This window comes from Lentzea sp. NPDC005914 (assembly GCF_040629405.1).
GTDB lineage: Bacteria > Actinomycetota > Actinomycetes > Mycobacteriales > Pseudonocardiaceae > Lentzea.
Map to the genome: position 1 here is coordinate 49,667 of NZ_JBEXVQ010000031.1, position 19,979 is coordinate 69,645.

The window sequence follows — 19,979 nt, forward strand, 5'->3', positions numbered from 1 at the left end:
CTCACGCTCCTGCCTCGCGGAAGGCGCCGCGGTAGAACACCAGCGGATCACCTTGGTGGACCTCGATCTCCTCGACCTCGCCCAGGTAGAGCACGTGGTCGCCGCCGTCGTAGCTGCGCCAGGGCGCGCAGACGATGTGCGCGAGCGAGTCCCTGATCCTCGTGCCGTCCCAGGGAATCGGTCTCGCCGCCGGTCTGCCGGCGAAGTGCATGGCGATGTCGCCCTGGTCTGCTTTGAGGACGTTGACGACGAACGGCCTGTTGTCGAGGTGGTGGCACGCCTTGCTTCTGCGGTCGAGCGACACCAGCACGAGCGGAGGTTCCAGCGACACCGCAGTGAACGAGTTGACCGTGGCGCCGTGCTTCACCCCGTCGATCTCGCAGGTCACCACGGTGACGCCGGTGGCGAAGTGACCGAGGCAGTCCCTGAGCTCCCTGGTCATCGTTCCGCCTCGGGGAAGTAGCCGGTGCGCTGGAAGAACCCGATGCAGGTGTCCAGCAGCTCGTCGGTGATCTCCGGGCACGCGCTGTCGGTTTCGTGGGTGATGTGCAGGCGTTCCTCTTGCGTGACAGCCGTGAACACGTCCAGGAGGGCGTTCGCGGCGTTGTTCTGGTCTCGCCGCACCTTGTCGTTCCACTGCTCTCGCGGGATCTCGTCGATCCGGTAGCCGTGGTTGCGGAGCCGTTCGATGATCTTCGCGAGGCTGATCGGGTTGCCGTTGCAGAGGTGGTGCACCGGGCTCTTCGGGCCCTGGGAGATCTGGGTGATGGCCGCGCTGACGTAGTCGACCGGGGCGATCGTGAACAGTGCCTTCGCGTCGTCCGGCACCGCTTTCGCCTGCAGACATCCTTTGATGCTCAGCCAGATGAAGTCGTTGGCCTGGCAGGCGCCGTCGACCTGGCTGCCGCACACCGTGTCCGGGCGGTACACCGTGACCGGTATTCCTCTGTCCCTGGCTTGTGCCACGAGTTTCTCGGCGACCCATTTGCTCTGCTGGTAGCCGGTCGGCAATCGTTCCGGCGGCCCGGTCTCCGCGTCCCGGGGTTGTGCGAAGACTCCTGTGGTCGACACGTGATGTACCGGCACCGTGCGGTGTCGCGCGGCGAGGCGCAGCACCTCTTGCGTGCCGTTGACGTTGGCAGCCTTGAGCTCCTGGTACGGCAGCAGCCAGTTGACCTGCGATCCCGCGTGATAGATGACGTCGATCTCTCTTGCCAGCTCGTCGAACTCGGTGTCGGTGAGGCCCAGTCGCGGTTCGGTCAGGTCGCCTGTGATGACCTCGATCCGTTCGGGGTCAACGAATTCCCGCAATCCGTACCACTCCATGTTCTTCTGCAGGCGTTGCGCGTCTCCCCGCACCAGGCAGTGGAGTTTCGCGTTGGTCTGCTTGACGAGGTCTCGCAGCAGGAACGCGCCGAGGAAGCCCGTCGCCCCGGTCAGGAGGATGTGTTCCGGTTCGCCGGTCTTCGGTTCCGCCGGCTGGATGTCGCTGGCCAGCACTCCTTCTTTGGCGAAGTCGATGGACGTGCTTGTCGTTTCGCCCTTCAGGAACTCGGCCAGCCTCGCGGGCGTCGGCCAGTCGAACACCACGGTGGCCGGCAGCGTCCGTCCGGTCGCCCTGACCAGCCGGTTGCGCAGCTCCACCGACAGCAGCGAGTCAAACCCCATGTCCTTGAACGGCTTGCCGGCGTCGAACTCGTCGTCTTCCAACTTCAGCACGGCTTTCGTCGTCCTGAACACCAACTCCTGCAGGTCGATGACGTCTTCCTGTGGCGTTTCTTCCGGGTGCCACGTGGTCGTCACGTCCAGCCAGTAGCGCCGCAGCTGGAACGGGTACGTCGGCAGCTTGACCTTCCGTGCTCCCGGGAACATCCCCGCCCAGTCGACCGCGGCCCCGCGCACGAACGCCTCACCCAGCGCCACGAGGAACCGCTCGGGGGTGCCGTCGTCCCGCCTGAGCGTGCCCGTGACGGCGCAGGGTTCTCCGTCGAGCGTCTCCTCCACTGCCGCGGTGAGCACCGGATGCGGGCTGATCTCGATGAACCTGCGGTGCCCTTCGCTAGCCAGCGCCCTGATCGCCTCCTGGAAGCGCACCGTCTGCCTGACGTTGCGGTACCAGTACTCGGCGTCGAGCTCCGTCGTGTCGAGCCACTTCCCGTCGACCGTCGAGAAGAACGGGATCTCTGCTTGCCGCGGTGTGATGCCGTGGAGTGCTTCTTGCAGGTCCTCCCGGATCTCCTCGACCTGCGGAGAGTGTGATGCGTAGTCGGCCGGGATTCGCTTGCCTTCAACGCTCGCTACCGCGCCGGGCTCGCCCGACAACACGATCGACGTCGGCCCATTGATCGCCGCCACCTCGAGCCGGTCGTCGTCAGGCAGCTCCCGGACGACGATCATGGCGCCCTTGCCCGCGAGCTTCTGCCCGATCACCTTGCTGCGCAGCGCCACGACCTTCGCGCCGTCTTCGACCGACAACGCCCCCGCGACGACCGTGGCCGCGATCTCTCCCTGCGAATGCCCTACGACCGCCCGAGGCTTCACGCCGTGCGCGCGCCACAGTGCCGCCAACGACACCATGACCGACCACAGAGCCGGCTGAACCACGTCGACCCGTTCGAGCGCTTCCTGGTCGCCGAGCACCTGGAACAGGTCCCACTCAACGTGCGGCCGGAGGGCTTTCGCGCACTCCCGCATCCGTTCGGCGAACACGGGCTCGGCCGCGATCAACTGCTCGGCCATGCCGGCCCACTGCCCGCCCTGTCCCGGGAACACGAAACACGCGTCGCCCTCGACGTCCGCCACACCCTCGACCTCGTGGTCGCCGATCACCACGGCCCGGTGCTCCAGCATCGCTCTTGTGGTGACCAGCGAGAACGCGACGTCCTCCGGGCGTTCCGGCGCCAGCTCGCGGACCTGCTGGATCCGCGCCCGCAACGCCTTCGCGCTTCTGGCCGAGACGACGAACGGCACCGGCCGGCTCGTCACCGGCCCGCCCACCACCGGCCCGCTCGTCACTGGCCTGCTCGTCACTGGCCCGCCCAGCACCGGCCCGCCCAGCACGGCGAACGACACTTGCCCGCTCGTCTCTGGCCCGCCCGCCACTGGCCCGCCCGGCACCGGCCCGCCCGCCACCGGCTCGCTCGACACTGGCCCGCCCGTCACCGACTTGCCCGCCACCGGCCCGCTCTTCGGAATCGATCCCGATTGACCGGCCCCCTGGGGGGATCGGGTCCCCATCCCAATCATCTCAGGCAGGTCTGACAATTCCTGGCGCCCGAAAACACCGCCGTCCGGCGCCTCCAAGATCACGTGCACGTTCGTGCCGCTGACCCCGAACGACGACACCGCCGCCCGCCGCGGCCGATCCACCTCCGGCCACGCCCGCGCCGAGGTCAGCAACGACACCGCACCCGCCGACCAGTCCACGTGCGGCGACGGCGAGTCGACGTGCAAAGTCGCCGGCAACACCCCGTGCCGCATCGCCTGCACCATCTTGATCACGCCACCCACACCTGCCGCCGCCTGCGCGTGACCGATGTTCGACTTCAACGACCCCAGCCACAGCGGCTCGGCCCGATCCTGGCCGTACACCGCCAGCAAGGCCTGCGCCTCGATCGGATCTCCCAGCACAGTCCCGGTTCCGTGAGCCTCCACCGCGTCGACCTCAGCAGCAGACAGCCCAGCAGACACCAACGCCGCACGAATCACCCGCTGCTGCGAAGGCCCATGAGGCGCGGTCAACCCGTTCGAAGCACCATCCGAGTTGACCGCCGACCCCCGCACGACCGCCAAAACCGGGTGCCCATCGCGTCGCGCGTCCGAAAGCCGCTCCAGCACCAACACCCCGACACCCTCGGCCCACCCCGTGCCGTCCGCCGAAGCCGCGAAAGCCTTGCACCGCCCATCGGCCGACAACCCGCGCTGCCGGCTGAACTCGACGAACACCGCCGGACTCGCCATCAACGCGACCCCACCGGCCAACGCCAGCGAACACTCCCCCGCCCGCAACGACTGCGCGGCCAGGTGCAGCGCCACCAACGACGACGAGCAAGCCGTGTCGACCGTGATCGCCGGCCCCTCGAACCCGAACGTGTAAGCCACCCGCCCGGACGCGACGCTCCCCGCGCTGCCGGTCCCGAGATGCCCCTCCAGCTCGGCGGGCACCCGGTCGAGCAGCCGCGATGCGTAGTCGTTGTACATGACCCCGGCGAACACCCCGGTCCTGCTGTGGCGCAACGACAACGGGTCGATCCCCGCGTCCTCGAACGCCTCCCACGACGTCTGCAGCAACAGCCGTTGCTGCGGGTCGATCGCCAGCGCCTCCCGAGGCGAGATCCCGAAGAACCCGGCGTCGAACTCCGCCGCGTCGTACAGGAACCCGCCCGACCGCGTGTAGCAGGTCCCACTCACCGACGGATCCGGCGAGTACAACGCCTCCAGATCCCAGCCACGATCCGACGGGAACGGCCCCACCGCGTCGACCCCGCCGGCGACCAGCCGCCACAGGTCCTCCGCCGACCGCACGCCACCCGGATACCGGCACGCCATCCCGACGATCGCGATCGGCTCGGTCAGCCGCGCCAGCAGCTCCTCGTTCTCCCGCTGCAGCCGCTGGTTCTCCTTCACCGCGACCCGAAGCGCCTTGACGACCTGATCCTCAGCCACGTGATCCTCCCCGCTCAGTACCGAGCACGAGCCGCACCAAGTCGTCGGTGTCCAAGTCGTCGATCTCGTCCGGCTCCTCGTCCACCACGCCGGGCAGCAGCACGGACATCAGGTGATCGGCCAGCGCACCCGGACTCGGATGGTCGAAGACCAGCGTCGACGGCAACCGCGACCCGATCGCCGCGCTCAGCCGGTTCCGCAGCTCCACCGCCGTCAGCGAGTCGAACCCGAGCTCTTTGAACGTCCGCCCCGGCGCCACCTGCCCGGAATGCCCGAGCACACCGGCCACCTCGCCGCGCACCAGGTCGAGCACCACCTGCCGAGGGTCCCCAGCCGTCCGCAACGTCTCCTGCAGCGGCACCCGCTCCGTCCGCGCCGGCACCCGGACCAGCCCCCGCAGCAACGGATGCAGCGCCCCGGCCACCGCCTGAGCCCGCAACGCCGCCATGTCCAGCGGCATCGGCACCAGCGCGGTCTGCCCGCCCCTCAACGCCGCGTCGAACAACCGCAAGCCCTCCACCGCACCCAACGGCCGCACGCCGCTCCGCGCCATGCGCGCCCGGTCAGCCTCGCCAAGGTGCCCGGTCATCCCGCTGTCGTCGGCCCACAACCCCCACGCCAGCGACACCGCCGGCAGCCCCCTCGCCCGGCGATGCCACGCCAACGCGTCCAGAAACGCGTTGGCCGCCGCATAGTTGGCCTGCCCCGGCGCGCCGAACGTCCCCGCCGACGACGAGAAGAACACCATCGGCACGTCCGGCACCAGCTCGTGCAGGTGCCAAGCCGCCTCAGCCTTGGGCCGCCACACCGCGTCGACCCGCTCAGCCGTGAGTGACGAGATCACGCCGTCGTCGACCGTCCCCGCCATGTGCACCACAGCATCCACCGGCGTTTCCGCCAGCAGCCGCTCCAACGCCGCACGATCGCTCACGTCGCACGCCACGACGTCGACCTCGGCACCCAGCTCGTCAACCTCGGCCGCGCCGCGCCTGCTCGCCAGCACCAGACGCTTCACTCCGTGCTCGGCAACGAGATGCCGCGCGACCAGCCTGCCCAGCGTTCCCGTGCCGCCGGTGACCAGCACCGTGCCTTCCAGCCTGACTTCCGGTCCACCAGCCGCGGCCCGCACCAGCCGCGGTACAAGAATCTCGTTACCTCGCAATGCAATCTGCGGCTCACCTGTCGCCACCGCCGCTGCCAGCAGCTCCGGCGTCACCTCGCGCTCGACATCGACCAGCACGATCTTGCCGGGGTTCTCCGCCTGCGCGGACCGCACCACCCCCCACACCGCGGCCCCGGCCAGGTCAGGATCGGCACCGGTAGCGTTCTTCGTGACGAGCACCAGCCGTTCCTGCTCGCCCGCAACCCATTCCTGCAACGACTCCAACGTCTCGTGCACGTCAGGTTCGTCGAGCTCGACGACGTTCCCCGTCATCTCAGCGGGCGCGACCGGAATCGGCGTCCACGCCACCGCGTACAGCTCCTGCCCGAACCGATCAGCCGAGACAGGCTTGATCACCAACGACTCCACGTTCACCACAGCGCGACCGTTCTCGTCGGTGGCCACGAGCGACACCACGCCGTTCCCGATCGTCCTCAACCGCACGCGCAACTCCGGCACCCCGGTCGCCGCAAGGGAAACCCCATTCCAAGCGAACGGCAGCCCACCCTCGCTGCCCCCGAGTCCACCCAGGGCGATCGCGTGCAACGCCGAGTCGAGCAGCGCCGGATGCAGGCCGAACCCGGCCTCGCCGTCCAGCCGGACCTCCGCGAACACTTCGCTCTCGGCGCGCCAAACCCGTTGCAGCCCTTGGAACCGCGGCCCGTAGTCGAACCCGATGCAGCTCAGCCGCTCGTACAGGTCGCCGACCGGAATCTCCTCCGCGTCCGGCGGCCACTCGCCCAGCTCACCCTGCTGCCCGCCCGGCGCCAGTACGCCGCTCGCATGACAGATCCACTCCGCATTCGTCCGCGAATACACCTCGACAGTCCGCCGTCCGGTTGCGTCCGGCCCGCTCACCGACACCTGCAACTGCACCGCCGTGTCCTCCGGCAGCACCAACGGCACGGAGATCGTCAGCTCCTCCACAACATCGCAACCGGCCTCCCGCGCCGCCCCCAGCGCGAATTCGAGGAACGCCGTGCCCGGCAACAACACCGACCCCAGCACCGCGTGGTCCGCCAGCCACGGATGCGTCGCCAGCGACAACCTGCTGATGAACAGGACCCCGTCCGTCCCCGCCAAGCTCGTGGCCGCCCCCAGCAACGGATGCCCGGCTGTGGGTACATCCCCAGTCCCTTTCAGCCAGTAGTGCTCACGCTGGAACGCGTACGTCGGCACATCCACCCGCCGCGCACCCTCGAACAGCCGCTTCCAGTCAACGCTCGCCCCGCCGACCCAAGCCCGCGCCGCCGACTCCAGGAACCGTTCCCAGCCACCGTCGTCCCTTCGCAACGACTCAACGACGACCCCGCCGTCCTCCACTGTGTCCTGCACGCCGATCGTCAGCACCGGATGCGAACTGGCCTCGACGAACACCCCGCACCCGTCCTCGACCACCTTCCGCACGGCCTGCTCAAACCGCACCGTGCTGCGCAAGTTCTCATACCAGTACTCGGCGTCGAGCCCGATGGTGTCGAACCGCTCCCCCGTCACCGTCGAGTAGAACGCGATCCCGCTGCTGCGCGGCATAATCCCTTGCAGCGCTTCCAAAATCTCGTCCCGGATGACCTCAACATGCGGCGTGTGCGACGCGTAATCCACCGGAATCCGCCGCGCGTGAACACCTTCCGCCTCGCATGCCCTCAACAACCCCTCGAGCGCCTGCGTTGTGCCGGCAACCACCGTCGCGGCCGGACCGTTGACCGCAGCAACGTGCACGTCGTGGCGCTCCGCCAGTTCCGCGGCCCTCTTGGTCGGCAGCGCAACAGAAACCATCCCGCCCGTACCCGCCAGCGCAACAATCGCTTTGCTACGCAGACAAACCACGCGCGCACCATCCTCAACAGACAGCGCACCCGCCACCACCGCAGCCGCGATCTCCCCCTGCGAATGCCCAACAACCGCGTGCGGTTCGACCCCGAACTCCCGCCACAGCGCCGCGAGCGACACCATCACCGCCCACAACGCCGGCTGGACGACGTCAACCCGCTCCAGCGCCGCCGCGTCCTGGACGACCTCGAACAGATCCCAGTCCACCCACCGGCCCAGGGCGTCCGCGCACTCCTTCATCCGCACGGCGAACACCGGCGCGGCCTCGACCAACTCAACCGCCATGCCGACCCACTGCGAGCCCTGGCCGGGGAACACGAACGCGACCCGCCCAGCGTCCTTCGCCACCCCGGACGCGATCTCCGTCCCGCCGCGCGACTCCAGCACCGCCCGGTGCGCGAACTCCGACCGCCTCGCCAGCGTGCCGCCGACATCTCTCGGGTCGACCGCCTGCGCGCCACCGCTTTCTCGCCTGACGTCCGGCTCCGCGCCGGCGCGCGCGAACTCCACCAACCGCTCGACCTGCGCCCGCAACGCCGCCTCGGTCTTGGCTGACACGACCCACGGCACGCCAGCCGCAGTCCCCGCCACCGCAGTCCCCGCCGCGCCCTGAATCGATCCCGATTGACCGGCCCCCTGGGGGGATCGGGTTCCCATCCCAATCATCTCAAGCCGGTCTGACAATTCCGGCGCGCTCGGCGCCTCCAAAATCACGTGAGCGTTCGTCCCGCTCATGCCGAACGACGACACACCCGCGCGGCGCGGCCGATCAACTACAGGCCAAGGCTGAGCCTCGGTCAGCAACGAGACCGCCCCCGCCGACCAGTCCACGTGCGGGGTCGGGGCGTCGACGTGGAGCGTCCGAGGCAGCAGGCCGTGCCGCATCGCCTGCACCATCTTGATCACGCCGCCGACACCGGCCGCCGCCTGCGAGTGCCCGATGTTCGACTTCAAAGACCCCAGCCACAGCGACTCGGCCCGATCCTGGCCGTACACAGCAAGCAGGGCCTGCGCCTCGATGGGGTCACCCAAAGAAGTGCCGGTGCCGTGAGCCTCCACGACGTCGACCTCAGCAGCAGACAACCCGGCGGACACCAACGCCGCACGGATCACCCGCTGCTGCGAAGGCCCGTGAGGCGCAGTCAGGCCGTTCGAGGCACCGTCCTGGTTCACCGCGGATCCGCGCAGCACGGCGAGCACCTCGTGCCCATTGCGGCGTGCGTCGGAGAGCCGTTCCACCAACAACACGCCCACGCCCTCGGCCCATGCGGTGCCGTCAGCTGCGGCGGCGAACGGTTTGCATCGGCCGCCAGGGGCGAGCGCGCGCTGTTTGCTGAATTCGGCGAATGCGATCGGGGTCGGCATCACCGTCGCGCCGCCGGCCAGGGCCAGTGAGCACTCGCCGTTGCGCAACGACTGCGCGGCCCAGTGCAGGGCCACCAGAGAAGAGGAGCACGCCGTGTCGACCGTGATGGCCGGACCCTCGAACCCGAACGAGTAGGCGACACGCCCGGAGGCGACGCTGGCCGCGCCACCCGTGCCGAGGTAGCCCGTGACCTCCTCGGGCGCGCGGTCGTACGCGCGGGAGGCGTAGTCGTGGTAGACGATGCCGGTGAAGACGCCGGTCTGGCTGCCGCGCAACGACTGCGGGTCCAGGCCGGCGCGCTCCAGCGCCTCCCAGGAGACCTCGAGCAGCAGACGCTGCTGCGGGTCCATCGCCAGTGCCTCGCGCGGGTTGATGCCGAAGAACTCCGCGTCGAACTTCCCCGCGTCGTGCAGGAAGCCGCCCTCGCGGACGTAGGACTTCTCCTCGTCCAGGTCCCAGCCGCGGTCGACCGGCAGGCCACTGATCGCGTCGCGGCCCTCGGACACCAGTCGCCACAGGTCCTCCGGCGACCGCACCCCGCCCGGATACCGGCACGCCATCCCGACGATCGCGATCGGCTCGTCGGACGGCCTCGCCGTGGCGAAAGTGGTCGCCCGTGTGCCGCGCAGATGTTCCGCCAGTGCCAGCGGCGTCGGGTGGTCGAACAGCAGCGTCGCGGGCAACGTCCGGCCCGTGGCCGCCGACAGCCGGTTGCGCAGTTGCACCGCCATCAGCGAGTCGAACCCGCACCCGCTGAACGCACTCGCGGGATCAACAGCGTCCATACTCTCGTGCCCGAGCACCGCCGCCGCATGAGCGCGCACGAGGTCAAGCAGGTCCACCGGGTCCGGCACATCGACGGACTCCGCGGTCGTGCTGCCCAACCAGTACCGCTTGCGCTGGAACGCATAGGTCGGCAGGTCGACGCGGCGCGCGCCCGTCCCGTCGAAGAGCCGCGCCCACCCGACCGGCACGCCCCGCACGTACAACTCGGCCAACGCCTTCAGCACGGCGACCGGTTCGTGGCCCGAGGCGGCGAACACACATCCGTCCACTGAGGACAGACTGTCCGCGGCCGCCGTGGTCAGCACGCCGCTCGGACCCAGCTCCAAGAACGCCGTCACGCCCTCGTTCGCCAGCATCTGCACCGCGTCGCCGAAGCGCACGGCTCGGCGCGCGTGTTGCACCCAGTAGTCCGGTGTACCGAGGTCGGCGATCTGGCCGGTCATCGCCGACACGACGGGAATCGACGGCTCGTGGTAGGTCAGCCCTTCCGCGACCTCCCGCAACTCTGCCAGCATCGGTTCGACGAGCGGCGAGTGGAACGCGTGGCTGACGTCGAGGCGCTTCGACTTGCGGCCGGGGAAGGCCGCGGCGATCGCGAGCACCTCGGCCTCATCGCCGGAGATCACCACGGCGTCCGGGCCGTTGACCGCCGCGATGTCCACGTTCTCGGTCAGCCACGGCACGACCTCGTGCTCGCTCGCCTCGACCGCCCACATCGCCCCGCCGGCGGTGAGCGCCTGCATCAACGTGCCGCGCGCCGCAACGAGCCGTGCGGCGTCTTCCAGCGAGAGCACGCCGGCCAGGTGCGCCGCGGCCAATTCGCCGATGGAGTGCCCGGCGAGGAAGTCCGGCCGCACGCCCAATGTCTCGACGAGCCGGAACAGCGCCACCTCGAACGCGAACAGCGCCGCCTGCGTGTGGACGGTCTGGTTCAGCTCGTCGCCGGTGAAGACCACTTCGCTGCCGAGATGCGCACTCAGGTGCGCGCACACCTCGTCCAACGCCTCCGCGTAGGCCGGGAACGCCTCGTACAGTTCGCTCCCCATGCCCGGACGCTGGCTGCCCTGGCCGCTGAACAGGAACGCGACCCGCCGGCCCGCCGTCGCCACGCCCTGGACGACGTGCGGGCTGACCTCGCCGCGGGCAAGTGCCTCCAGCCCGTTGCCGATGACGACAGCCCGGTGCTCGAGCGCGGCCCGCGTCGTGACGAGCGAGTAGCCAAGATCGACCGCGCGGACGTCCGAGCACGCCAGCAGCCGGTCCGCCTGGACCCGCAACGCTTCCGCGCTCTTGGCCGACACCACGAACGGCACGCCCGCCGAACCCGCCCAGTCCGGCATGCCGGCCGAGTCCGCTGAGCCCTCCCCGCCCGCGCGACCCGGCACGCCCGCTGAGCCCGCCCAGCCCGCCGAGCCCTCCGAACCCGGTACACCCGCCCAGCCCGCAGAACCTGGTACACCCGCCGAGTCCGCCCCGCCCGCCGAGCCTTCCGAACCCGCCACGCCCGCCGAGTCCACCGAGCCCGCGCAGCCCGGCACGGCGGCTAAGTCCGCCGAGCCCACGCAGCCCGGCACGCCTGCCCATTCCGCCGAACCCGCTGGGCGTTCCGAACCCGGCACGCTCGCTGAGCCCTCCGAGCCCACCCAGTCCGCGCAGCCCGGCACACCCTCCGAGCCCATCGCCCGGCTCGGAATCGATTCCGATTGACCGGCCCCCTGGGGGGATCGGGTCCCCATCCCAATCATCTCAGGCAGGTCTGACAATTCCTGGCCCGCGGAAACACCCCCAGGCGGAGCCTCGAGGATCACGTGGGCATTCGTGCCGGAGACGCCGAACGACGAGACCGCAGCACGACGCGGGCGGTCGAGCGAGGGCCAAGGGCGAGCCGAGGTGAGGAGTTCGAGAGACCCCGCAGACCAGTCGACGTGCGGGGTCGGAGTGTCGACGTGGAGGGTCCGCGGAAGCAGACCGTGTCGCAGCGCCTGCACCATCTTGATCACGCCCCCAACACCCGCGGCGGCCTGGGCGTGACCGATGTTCGATTTCAGGGAACCCAGCCAGGCGGGGGCGGACCGACCCTGGCCATAGGTGGCCAGCAGAGCCTGCGCCTCAATCGGATCACCCAGAACGGTTCCAGTGCCATGCGCCTCGATCAGATCAACGTCCACAGCGGACAAACCCGCTGAAGCCAGCGCCGCGCGGATCACACGTTGCTGGGACGGGCCGTTAGGCGCGGTGAGCCCATTCGAGGCCCCATCGGAGTTGACGGCAGACCCGCGCAACACAGCGAGGATCGGGTGACCGTTGCGCTGAGCGTCCGAGAGACGCTCAAGCAGGATCACACCGACGCCCTCGGACCAGCCCGTGCCGTCGGCAGCAGCGGAGAAGGCCTTGCAACGGCCGTCCGGAGACAGACCGCGCTGACGGCTGAACTCGATGAACGTCGCAGGCGTGGCCATCACGGCCACACCTCCGGCCAGGGCGAGTGAACATTCGCCGCGCCGCAACGACTGCGCAGCCAAATGCAGGGCCACCAAGGAGGAGGAGCAGGCGGTGTCGACACTCACGGCCGGGCCCTCGAAGCCGAACAGGTAGGCGACGCGGCCCGAGGCAACGCTGCCCGCGGTGCCCAGGCCCAGATAGGCCTCCACGTCCTCGGGGATCGAGTCCAGGCAGGAGGCGTAGTCGTGGTACATGACGCCGGTGAAGACGCCGGTCTGGCTGCCACGCAACGACCGCGGGTCGAGGCGAGCGCGTTCCAGAGCCTCCCACGACGCCTCCAGCAACAGACGTTGCTGCGGGTCCATCGCGAGAGCCTCACGGGGCGAGAGACCGAAGAAGTCCGCGTCGAACTCCCCCGCGTCGTAAAGGAAACCGCCGTGGCGCGACGACGACTTGCCGGGGCGGTCCGGGTCTGGGTCGTAGAGGGCGCCGATGTCCCAGCCGCGGTCGGAAGGGAAGTCACCGATCGCGTCGACCTCCCCGACCACCAACTGCCACAGGTCTTCCGGCGAGCGGACACCGCCTGGATACCGGCAGGCCATGCCGACCAACGCGATCGGCTCGTCAGACGAAACCTGAAAGGCGAGCGGAGTCGGGGCGCCGAACAGTTCTGTGCGGAGGTGGCCGGCCAGGGCGAGCGGGGTCGGGTGGTCGAAGACGAGGGTGGCCGGGAGACGCAGGTCGGTGGCGGCGGCTAGGCGGTTGCGGAGTTCCACGGCGGTGAGCGAGTCGAAGCCGAGGTCGGAGAAGGCGCGGGCGGGGTCGACGGCCTGCGGGGTGTGGCCTAGGACGGCGGCTGTGCTGGTGCGGACCAGGTCTAGGAGGAGGCGGCGCTGGTCAGGTTCGGGGAGGGCTTGCAGGCGTTGGGAAAGCTTCATGTCGCGAGCCCGGTGGGTGCGGATCAGGCCGCGCAGCAGCGGAGGCACGGATGTTGTGGGGCGCAGGTCCAGTTGGGCGGCGACGAACGTGGGCTCGCCGGAGCGCAGGGCCGCGTCGAACAGGGCCAGGCCTGTCTCGTCGGACATCGCGATGGTGTTGTCGCGGACGCCGGACGTCAGGTGCGCGGTCAGGGTGCTGGAACGCGCCCAGAGGCCCCAGGCGATGGAGACGGACGGCAGGCCACGGGCGTGGCGGTGCTGGGACAGGGCGTCCAGGAAGGCGTTGGCAGCGGCGTAGCCGGCTTGGCCAGGGGCGCCGAACACGCCCGCCACCGAGGAGAACAGGATCAGCGGCACGGACGGCGCCAGCTCGTGCAGGTTCAGGGCTGCGGTGATCTTCGGGCGCAGGACGGTGTCGAGGCGTTCGGGGGTCAGTGAGGTGATCACGCCGTCGTCCAGGACGCCGGCGGCGTGCACGATGGCGCTCAAGGAGAAGCGGTCCAGCAACGCTGACAGCGCGGTGCGGTCGGCGGCGTCGCAGGCGGCGATCGTGACCTGGGCGCCCAGGGCGGTGAGCTCGGCTTCCAGTTCCGGGGCCTCGCCTCGCCTGCTGGTGAGCACCAGGTCGCGGACGCCGTGGGTGGTGACGAGATGCTTGGCCAGCAAGCCGCCGAGGGTGCCGGTGCCGCCGGTGATCAGCACCGTGCCGTCGAGGAACAAACCGTCCGAAGTGGACTGTGCGCGCTGCAGCCTGGGGACGTACGCCTGGCCCTTGCGCACCATGACCTGGGGTTCGCCGGACGCGACGGCGGCGGGGAGCGACGTGTCGTCGGCGTCGACGAGGATGATGCGGCCCGGGTCTTCGGACTGCGCCGAGCGGACCAGGCCCCACACGGCGGCGCCGTCCGGGTCGGGGTGGTGCGGGTCGACGGCGCCGTGGGTGCGGACGACCAGCTTGGAGTCCGTCAACTGCAGGTGACTGAGGGCCTCGTGGACGTTCTCCGGCGACACCACGATCACGTCGTCCGGGAGTTCAATCGTGTCGGGCAACGCGATGGGCATCCACTCGACTCGGTACAGCGAGTCGACGGTGGCAGGAGCCAGGTCGGATAGCGGGATTGCGCGCAACACCAAGGACTTCACCGCTGCGACGGGTAGTCCGGCGCCGTCGGCCAGCTGCACCGCGATGCCCTCGGCGGTGCGAGTCAGCCGGACCCGCAGAGTTGTTGCGCCGGTGGCGATCAGCTCTACGCCGTTCCAGGAGAACGGTAGAAGCGCTTGGCCTGGTTGGGTTTCTCCCCAGCCCACAGCTGCGATCGGGTGCAGGGCGGCGTCCAGCAGGGCCGGGTGCAGGCCGAAGTCCGCGGCGTCTGGCAGGTGGACCTCGGCGAAGAGCTCGCCGGCGTGGCGCCAGAGTGCGGTCAGGCCCTGGAACGCCGGCCCGTACTCGTAGCCTCGGGTGGCCAGCGTGTCGTAGATGTCCGTCAGGTCGACTGCAGTGGCGTTCGGGGGCGGCCAGTCGGTCAGGTCGAACGGCTCGGAAGTCGTTGTGGTGAGGCTTCCGACAGCGTGCCGGCGCCAGTGGTCGCCGGCGCGGCTGTGGATCGTGATCGTGCGGCGGCCCTGCTCGTCCTGGCCTACGACGGTCTGGACTTCGACGTCGCCGCGGTTCGGGAGGATCAGCGGTGCTTCGACGACCAGTTCGTCGAGGGCAGGGCTGCCGGTGTGATCGCCTGCCGCGATGGCCATTTCGACGAAAGCCGTGCCGGGCAGGAGGACCGTTCCGGACACCGCGTGGCCGGCCAGCCACGGGTGGGTCCGCAGGGAGATCCGGGTCGTGAACGCCGTGGTGCCCGTGTCCGCCATTTCCACGGGTGTGCCGAGGAGTGGGTGGCCTGGGGTGGGAGCGGACGACTCGAGCCAGTAGCGCTGACGCTGGAACGCGTAGGTGGGGAGATCGACTCGGCGGCCGGTGAAGTGCCAGTCGACCGGGACGCCGCGCACCCACAGCTGGGCGGCCGAGGTGTGGAAGCGGTCCTGGGCGCCGTCGTCGCGGCGCAGCGTGCCGAAGCCGGTCAGGAGGACGGGGTGCGGGCTGACTTCCAGCAGGATGCGGTCACTCAGGTTCTGGACCACCGCGTCGTAGCGGACCGTCTCGCGAAGGTTTCGGTACCAGTACTCGGCGTCCAGCGCGCCGCCGCCGCAGGTACTGAGGAACGGGATGTCCGGGGTGCGGGGCTCGATGTCGGCGAGGGCAGACAGGAGGTCGTCGCGGAGTTCCTCCACCTGGACGGAGTGGGAGGCGTAGTCGACCGGGATCCGCTTGCCCTCGACCGTTGCCAGCGCGTCGAGGTCGCCGGACAGGACGATCGACCCCGGGCCGTTGATCGCGGCCACGGACAGGCGCGGGTCGAGGTGGTCGGGCAGGCCGTTGACGACGATCATGCCGCCCTTGCCGGCGAGCTTGGTGGCGATCAGCCTGGCGCGCAACGCAACTACTCGGGCACCGTCCTCAAGGGACAGAGCATTGGCCACGACCGCGGCGGCGATCTCGCCTTGGGAGTGGCCCACTACGGCGGACGGTGAGACGCCGTAGTACCGCCAGAGGTGGGCCAGTGACACCATCACGGCCCAGAGCGCGGGTTGGACGATTTCGACGCGTTCCAGCGCTTCCTCGTCGCCCAGGACGTCGAACAGGTCCCAGTCCACGTGCGGGCTGAGGGCGTCGGCGCACTCCCGCATGCGGTGGGCGAAGACTGGTTCGGACTCGAGGAGCCGCAGGCCCATGCCCGGCCATTGCGAGCCTTGGCCGGGATAGACGAACACGACGCGGCAGGCGTCGGTGGCGATGCCGGACGCGATCTCGGTGTGGTCGTCCAGAACGGTGCGGTGCGGGAAGGCTGTGCGGGCCGCGAGGGTGGTGGCGACGTCGGCAGGGTGGAGGTCGCGGGACTCCACGAACGCCAGCAGCTGATGGACCTGAGCTTCGAGCGCCGCCTCGGACTTGGCCGACACGAGCCACGGCGCACCACCCGCCGCCACACCGCGCGCCGCCACACCACCCGCCGCCTCGAGGATCACGTGGGCATTCGTGCCGGAGACGCCGAACGACGACACAGCCGCGCGCCGTGGCCGATCGAGGACCGGCCACGGGCGTGACGACGTGAGCAGTGAGAGGGCGCCCGAAGCCCAGTCGACGTGCGGGCTCGGGACGTCGGCGTGCAGCGTGCGCGGCAGCAGGCCGTGCCGCAGCGCCTGCACCGCCTTGATCACGCCGCCGACACCCGCGGCGGCCTGGGTGTGACCGATGTTCGACTTCAGAGAGCCGAGCCACGCGGGAGTGGAGCGGCCCTGGCCATAGGTGGCGAGCAGGGCCTGCGCCTCGATCGGGTCTCCCAGCACGGTTCCGGTGCCATGCGCTTCGATCAAATCGACGTCCGCGGCAGACAAACCCGCTGAAGCCAGCGCCGCACGGATCACGCGTTGCTGGGACGGGCCGCTGGGTGCGGTGAGCCCGTTCGAGGCGCCGTCCGAGTTGATCGCGGAGCCGGACAGGACGGCCAGCACCTCGTGGCCGTTGCGCTGAGCGTCGGAGAGGCGTTCGAGCACGACCACGCCGACGCCCTCGGACCACCCGGTGCCGTCGGCGGCAGCCGAGAAAGCCTTGCAGCGGCCGTCAGCAGACAGGCCTTGCTGGCGGCTGAACTCGATGAACGTGGCGGGCGTGGCCATCACGGCCACACCTCCGGCCAGGGCGAGCGAGCATTCGCCGTTGCGCAACGACTGCGCGGCCCAATGCAGAGCCACCAGAGAGGAGGAACAGGCGGTGTCAACGCTGACGGCCGGGCCCTCGAAGCCGAACAGGTAGGCGACACGGCCCGAAACGACGCTGCCCGCGGTGCCGATGCCGAGGTGGCCCTCGACGCGGGCTCCGGTGGCGTAGTCGTGGTACATGACGCCCGCGAACACGCCGGTTTCGGTGCCGCGCAACGACTGCGGGTCGAGACCCGCGCGTTCGAGAGCCTCCCAGGACACCTCGAGCAGCAGCCGCTGCTGCGGGTCCATGGCCAGGGCCTCGCGCGGGGAGATGCCGAAGAAGTCGGCGTCGAACTCCCCCGCGTCGTGCAGGAAGCCACCGCGGCGGGTGTAGCTGGTACCGGGGTGGGACGGGTCCGGGTGGTAGAGGGCGTCGAGGTCCCAGCCGCGGTCCGCCGGGAAGTCTCCGATCGCGTCGACCTCCCCGGCCACCAGCTGCCACAGGTCCTCCGGCGAACGCACGCCACCCGGATAGCGGCAGGCCATGCCCACGATCGCGATCGGCTCGGCCGAAGAAGTCCGAGCAACCACAACAGGAGCAGGCGGTGCACCGAACAGCAGGTCGCGCAGATGAACGGCGAGAGCGCGGCAGGTCGGATGGTCGAAAGCGGCCGTCACGGCCAAGGACAGCCCGGTCGACGCGACGAGGTCGTCGCACAGGGCGACGGCGGTGATCGAGGTGAGACCCAGCTCGCGGAACGGGCGGTCCGCGGTGACGGGAGCGCCGCAGACTCGCGCGGCGGCAGCCGAGACGATCCCGAGCAGGGCAAGATCACGGTCCACTGAGGACAGTGCAGCCAAGCGGTCGCGCAGAGCGGTAGCACCATACGAGGAAGGTTCGGCGGAGGCGTCCAGGCGGACGCAGGCGTGGCTGCTGGAGGCGATCACGTCCAGCGGAACGTCCGAGGACCAGGCCACGGACACCGCGGGCAACCCCTGGGAGCGGCGGTGACGAGCGGCAGCGTCGTAGTAGGCGCCGAGGTCAGGGCGATCGGGAGGCCAGCACAGGACCAGAGGAGCCGCACCCGTCAGGGATTCCGTGCGAACGACCCCGGCCATGTCGGCGGGAGCGAACACCTCGAACGAGCCCGAAGCGGGGAGAGCGGGCAGCCGGGTCAGGCGAGGTGCGAGAACAACGCCGTCCCGCAACGCCAACCGGCACTCACCAGAGGCCACGACAGCAGCCACGTCAAAAGAATCCGTGTCCACATCGACCAGGACGACACGGTCAGGCCGCGCCAAACCCCACACGGAAGCGTGGGCCAGGTTGGGAACGCCCTCCGTGTCGTTCACGGCCATCGCGCGACGAGTCACGACCACGAACCGGGCGGACGGCGCCGGATCCGAAGCGAGCCAGGCATCCAGACGCTCAGCAACGTCGAGTCCACAATGGACGACAGTGAGGTCGAAAGCCGAGACCGAACCATCGACCGGCACCCAGTCGACACCGTAGAGCGGCTTTCCGTAGACCAGCAGACGGGCCGGCTGAGAACTGAGCAGATGCCGGGCGACCTTGCCGGACGAGGTGCGCGGCACGATGTCCACCTCGTACAGCTCCACAGGGACCTTCGCCGCGGAAAGCTGTTCGCAGCAAGCAGAAAGAAGAGCGCCGGGATCGAACGAACCGACCACGTAGGCGACGGGGACCTCGCCGAGTTCGTCGTCCGGCTTGCCCGTCACGGCGGCGTCCGAGACGCCCGGTGCAGCAAGCAGGACGCGTTCGATCTCGGCGGGATGGATGTTCTCGCCGCCGCGGATGATGAGCTCCTTGGTGCGACCGGTGATCGTGAGATAGCCGAGCTCGTCGCGACGAGCCAGGTCGCCGGTCCGGTACCAGCCGTCGCGCAGCACGGAAGCGACGACGTTCGGGCCGCTGACCCACACCTCGCCTTCGAGACCGGTGGGAACGTCGACGCCGGACGGATCCACGATCCGCACGGTCACACCCGGCACTGGCAGGCCGCAGGAACCTTCCACGCGAGCACCGGAAGGCCAGTTCGCGGTGATCAGGCCGCACGTCTCGGTGCTGCCATAGCCGTCCAGCAGGGAAACGCCGAAGGCCTCCTCGAAGGAAGCGCGCAACGAAGCCGGACAGACAGAGCCCGCAGTCACGCAGAGCCGCAACGACGGCGCGGCAACGTCAGACGCGGCACGGACCAGCTGGTGATACATGGCTGGAACACCGGCGAGGACCGTAACGTCGGACCGCAACGCGGACAGCACCTCGGAAGCGGAGAACCCGTTCTGGATGCGGGCAGTGGCACCGACAGCGGTCACGCCCAGCACACAAAGAACGTGGGCAAAGCTGTGGAACAACGGCGCGGGCCAGAGCATCACGTCCGAAGAGGACAGTCCGAAGATCGGCGCGTAGCACGCGGCGACCGACCACAGACAGCCGCGCTGAGTGGAGATCACCCCCTTGGGGCTGCCGGTGGTACCGGACGTGTAGAGCATCCAGGCAGGCTCGTCCAGGCCCAGATCGTCGCGAGCCGGACCAGCATCGGTGCAGGCCAGCACCTCGAACGACACCACACCGGGAAGCTCGGGACCGACGACGATCAACCGAACGTCGAAGCGCCGCAACCGATCCAGCTGAGAAGAGTCGGTGATCACGACGGAAGCGCCGCTGTCCGCGAGGAAATGAGCGAGCTCGGAGTCGGACGCGGCAGGGTTGAGCGGCACGCCCACCGCACTCGCGCGGGTGATCGCCAGGTAGCTCTCGATCATCTCGACCCGGTTGCCGAGCAGGATCGCCACGCGATCGCCCCGTTCCACCGAGCCGGCCAGATGCCCGGCCAGACGGCGGGTGCGGAGCTCCAGCTCGAAGTACGAAACGGAGCGCCACGGGTCGGAGAACGCGACCTTGGCCCCGCAACGGGCGGCATGCGCCCTGAGCAGGTCGGGCAACGGCCGGATCAGCTCAGCACGGAGCATGGACGCACACCTCTCAACGAATCGGCGCGTCCAATCCTGG

At 69.6% G+C, this 19,979-nt stretch carries 3 protein-coding genes; all 3 read right to left on the minus strand.

Annotated elements, in window-relative coordinates; translation table 11 throughout:
* Position 1: 1 nt before the first annotated feature.
* The 3 genes from ABZ345_RS34510 to ABZ345_RS34520 are packed head-to-tail and all read right to left on the minus strand — an operon-like array spanning position 2 to position 19,939.
* Entirely contained in the window at positions 2-442 is a 441-nt protein-coding gene (locus tag ABZ345_RS34510) for a flavin reductase family protein (protein ID WP_359858247.1), read from the minus strand.
* Positions 439-4,665, minus strand: a complete 4,227-nt coding sequence (locus tag ABZ345_RS34515; RefSeq protein ID WP_359858250.1) for a thioester reductase domain-containing protein — start codon at positions 4,663-4,665, stop codon at positions 439-441. The genes ABZ345_RS34510 and ABZ345_RS34515 overlap by 4 nt, the downstream gene beginning before the upstream one ends.
* Complete coding sequence (locus tag ABZ345_RS34520) at positions 4,658-19,939, minus strand: SDR family NAD(P)-dependent oxidoreductase (protein ID WP_359858253.1); 15,282 nt, start codon at positions 19,937-19,939, stop codon at positions 4,658-4,660. Before ABZ345_RS34520 ends, ABZ345_RS34515 begins: the two co-directional genes overlap by 8 nt.
* Between the last annotated feature and the right edge of the window lie 40 nt (positions 19,940-19,979).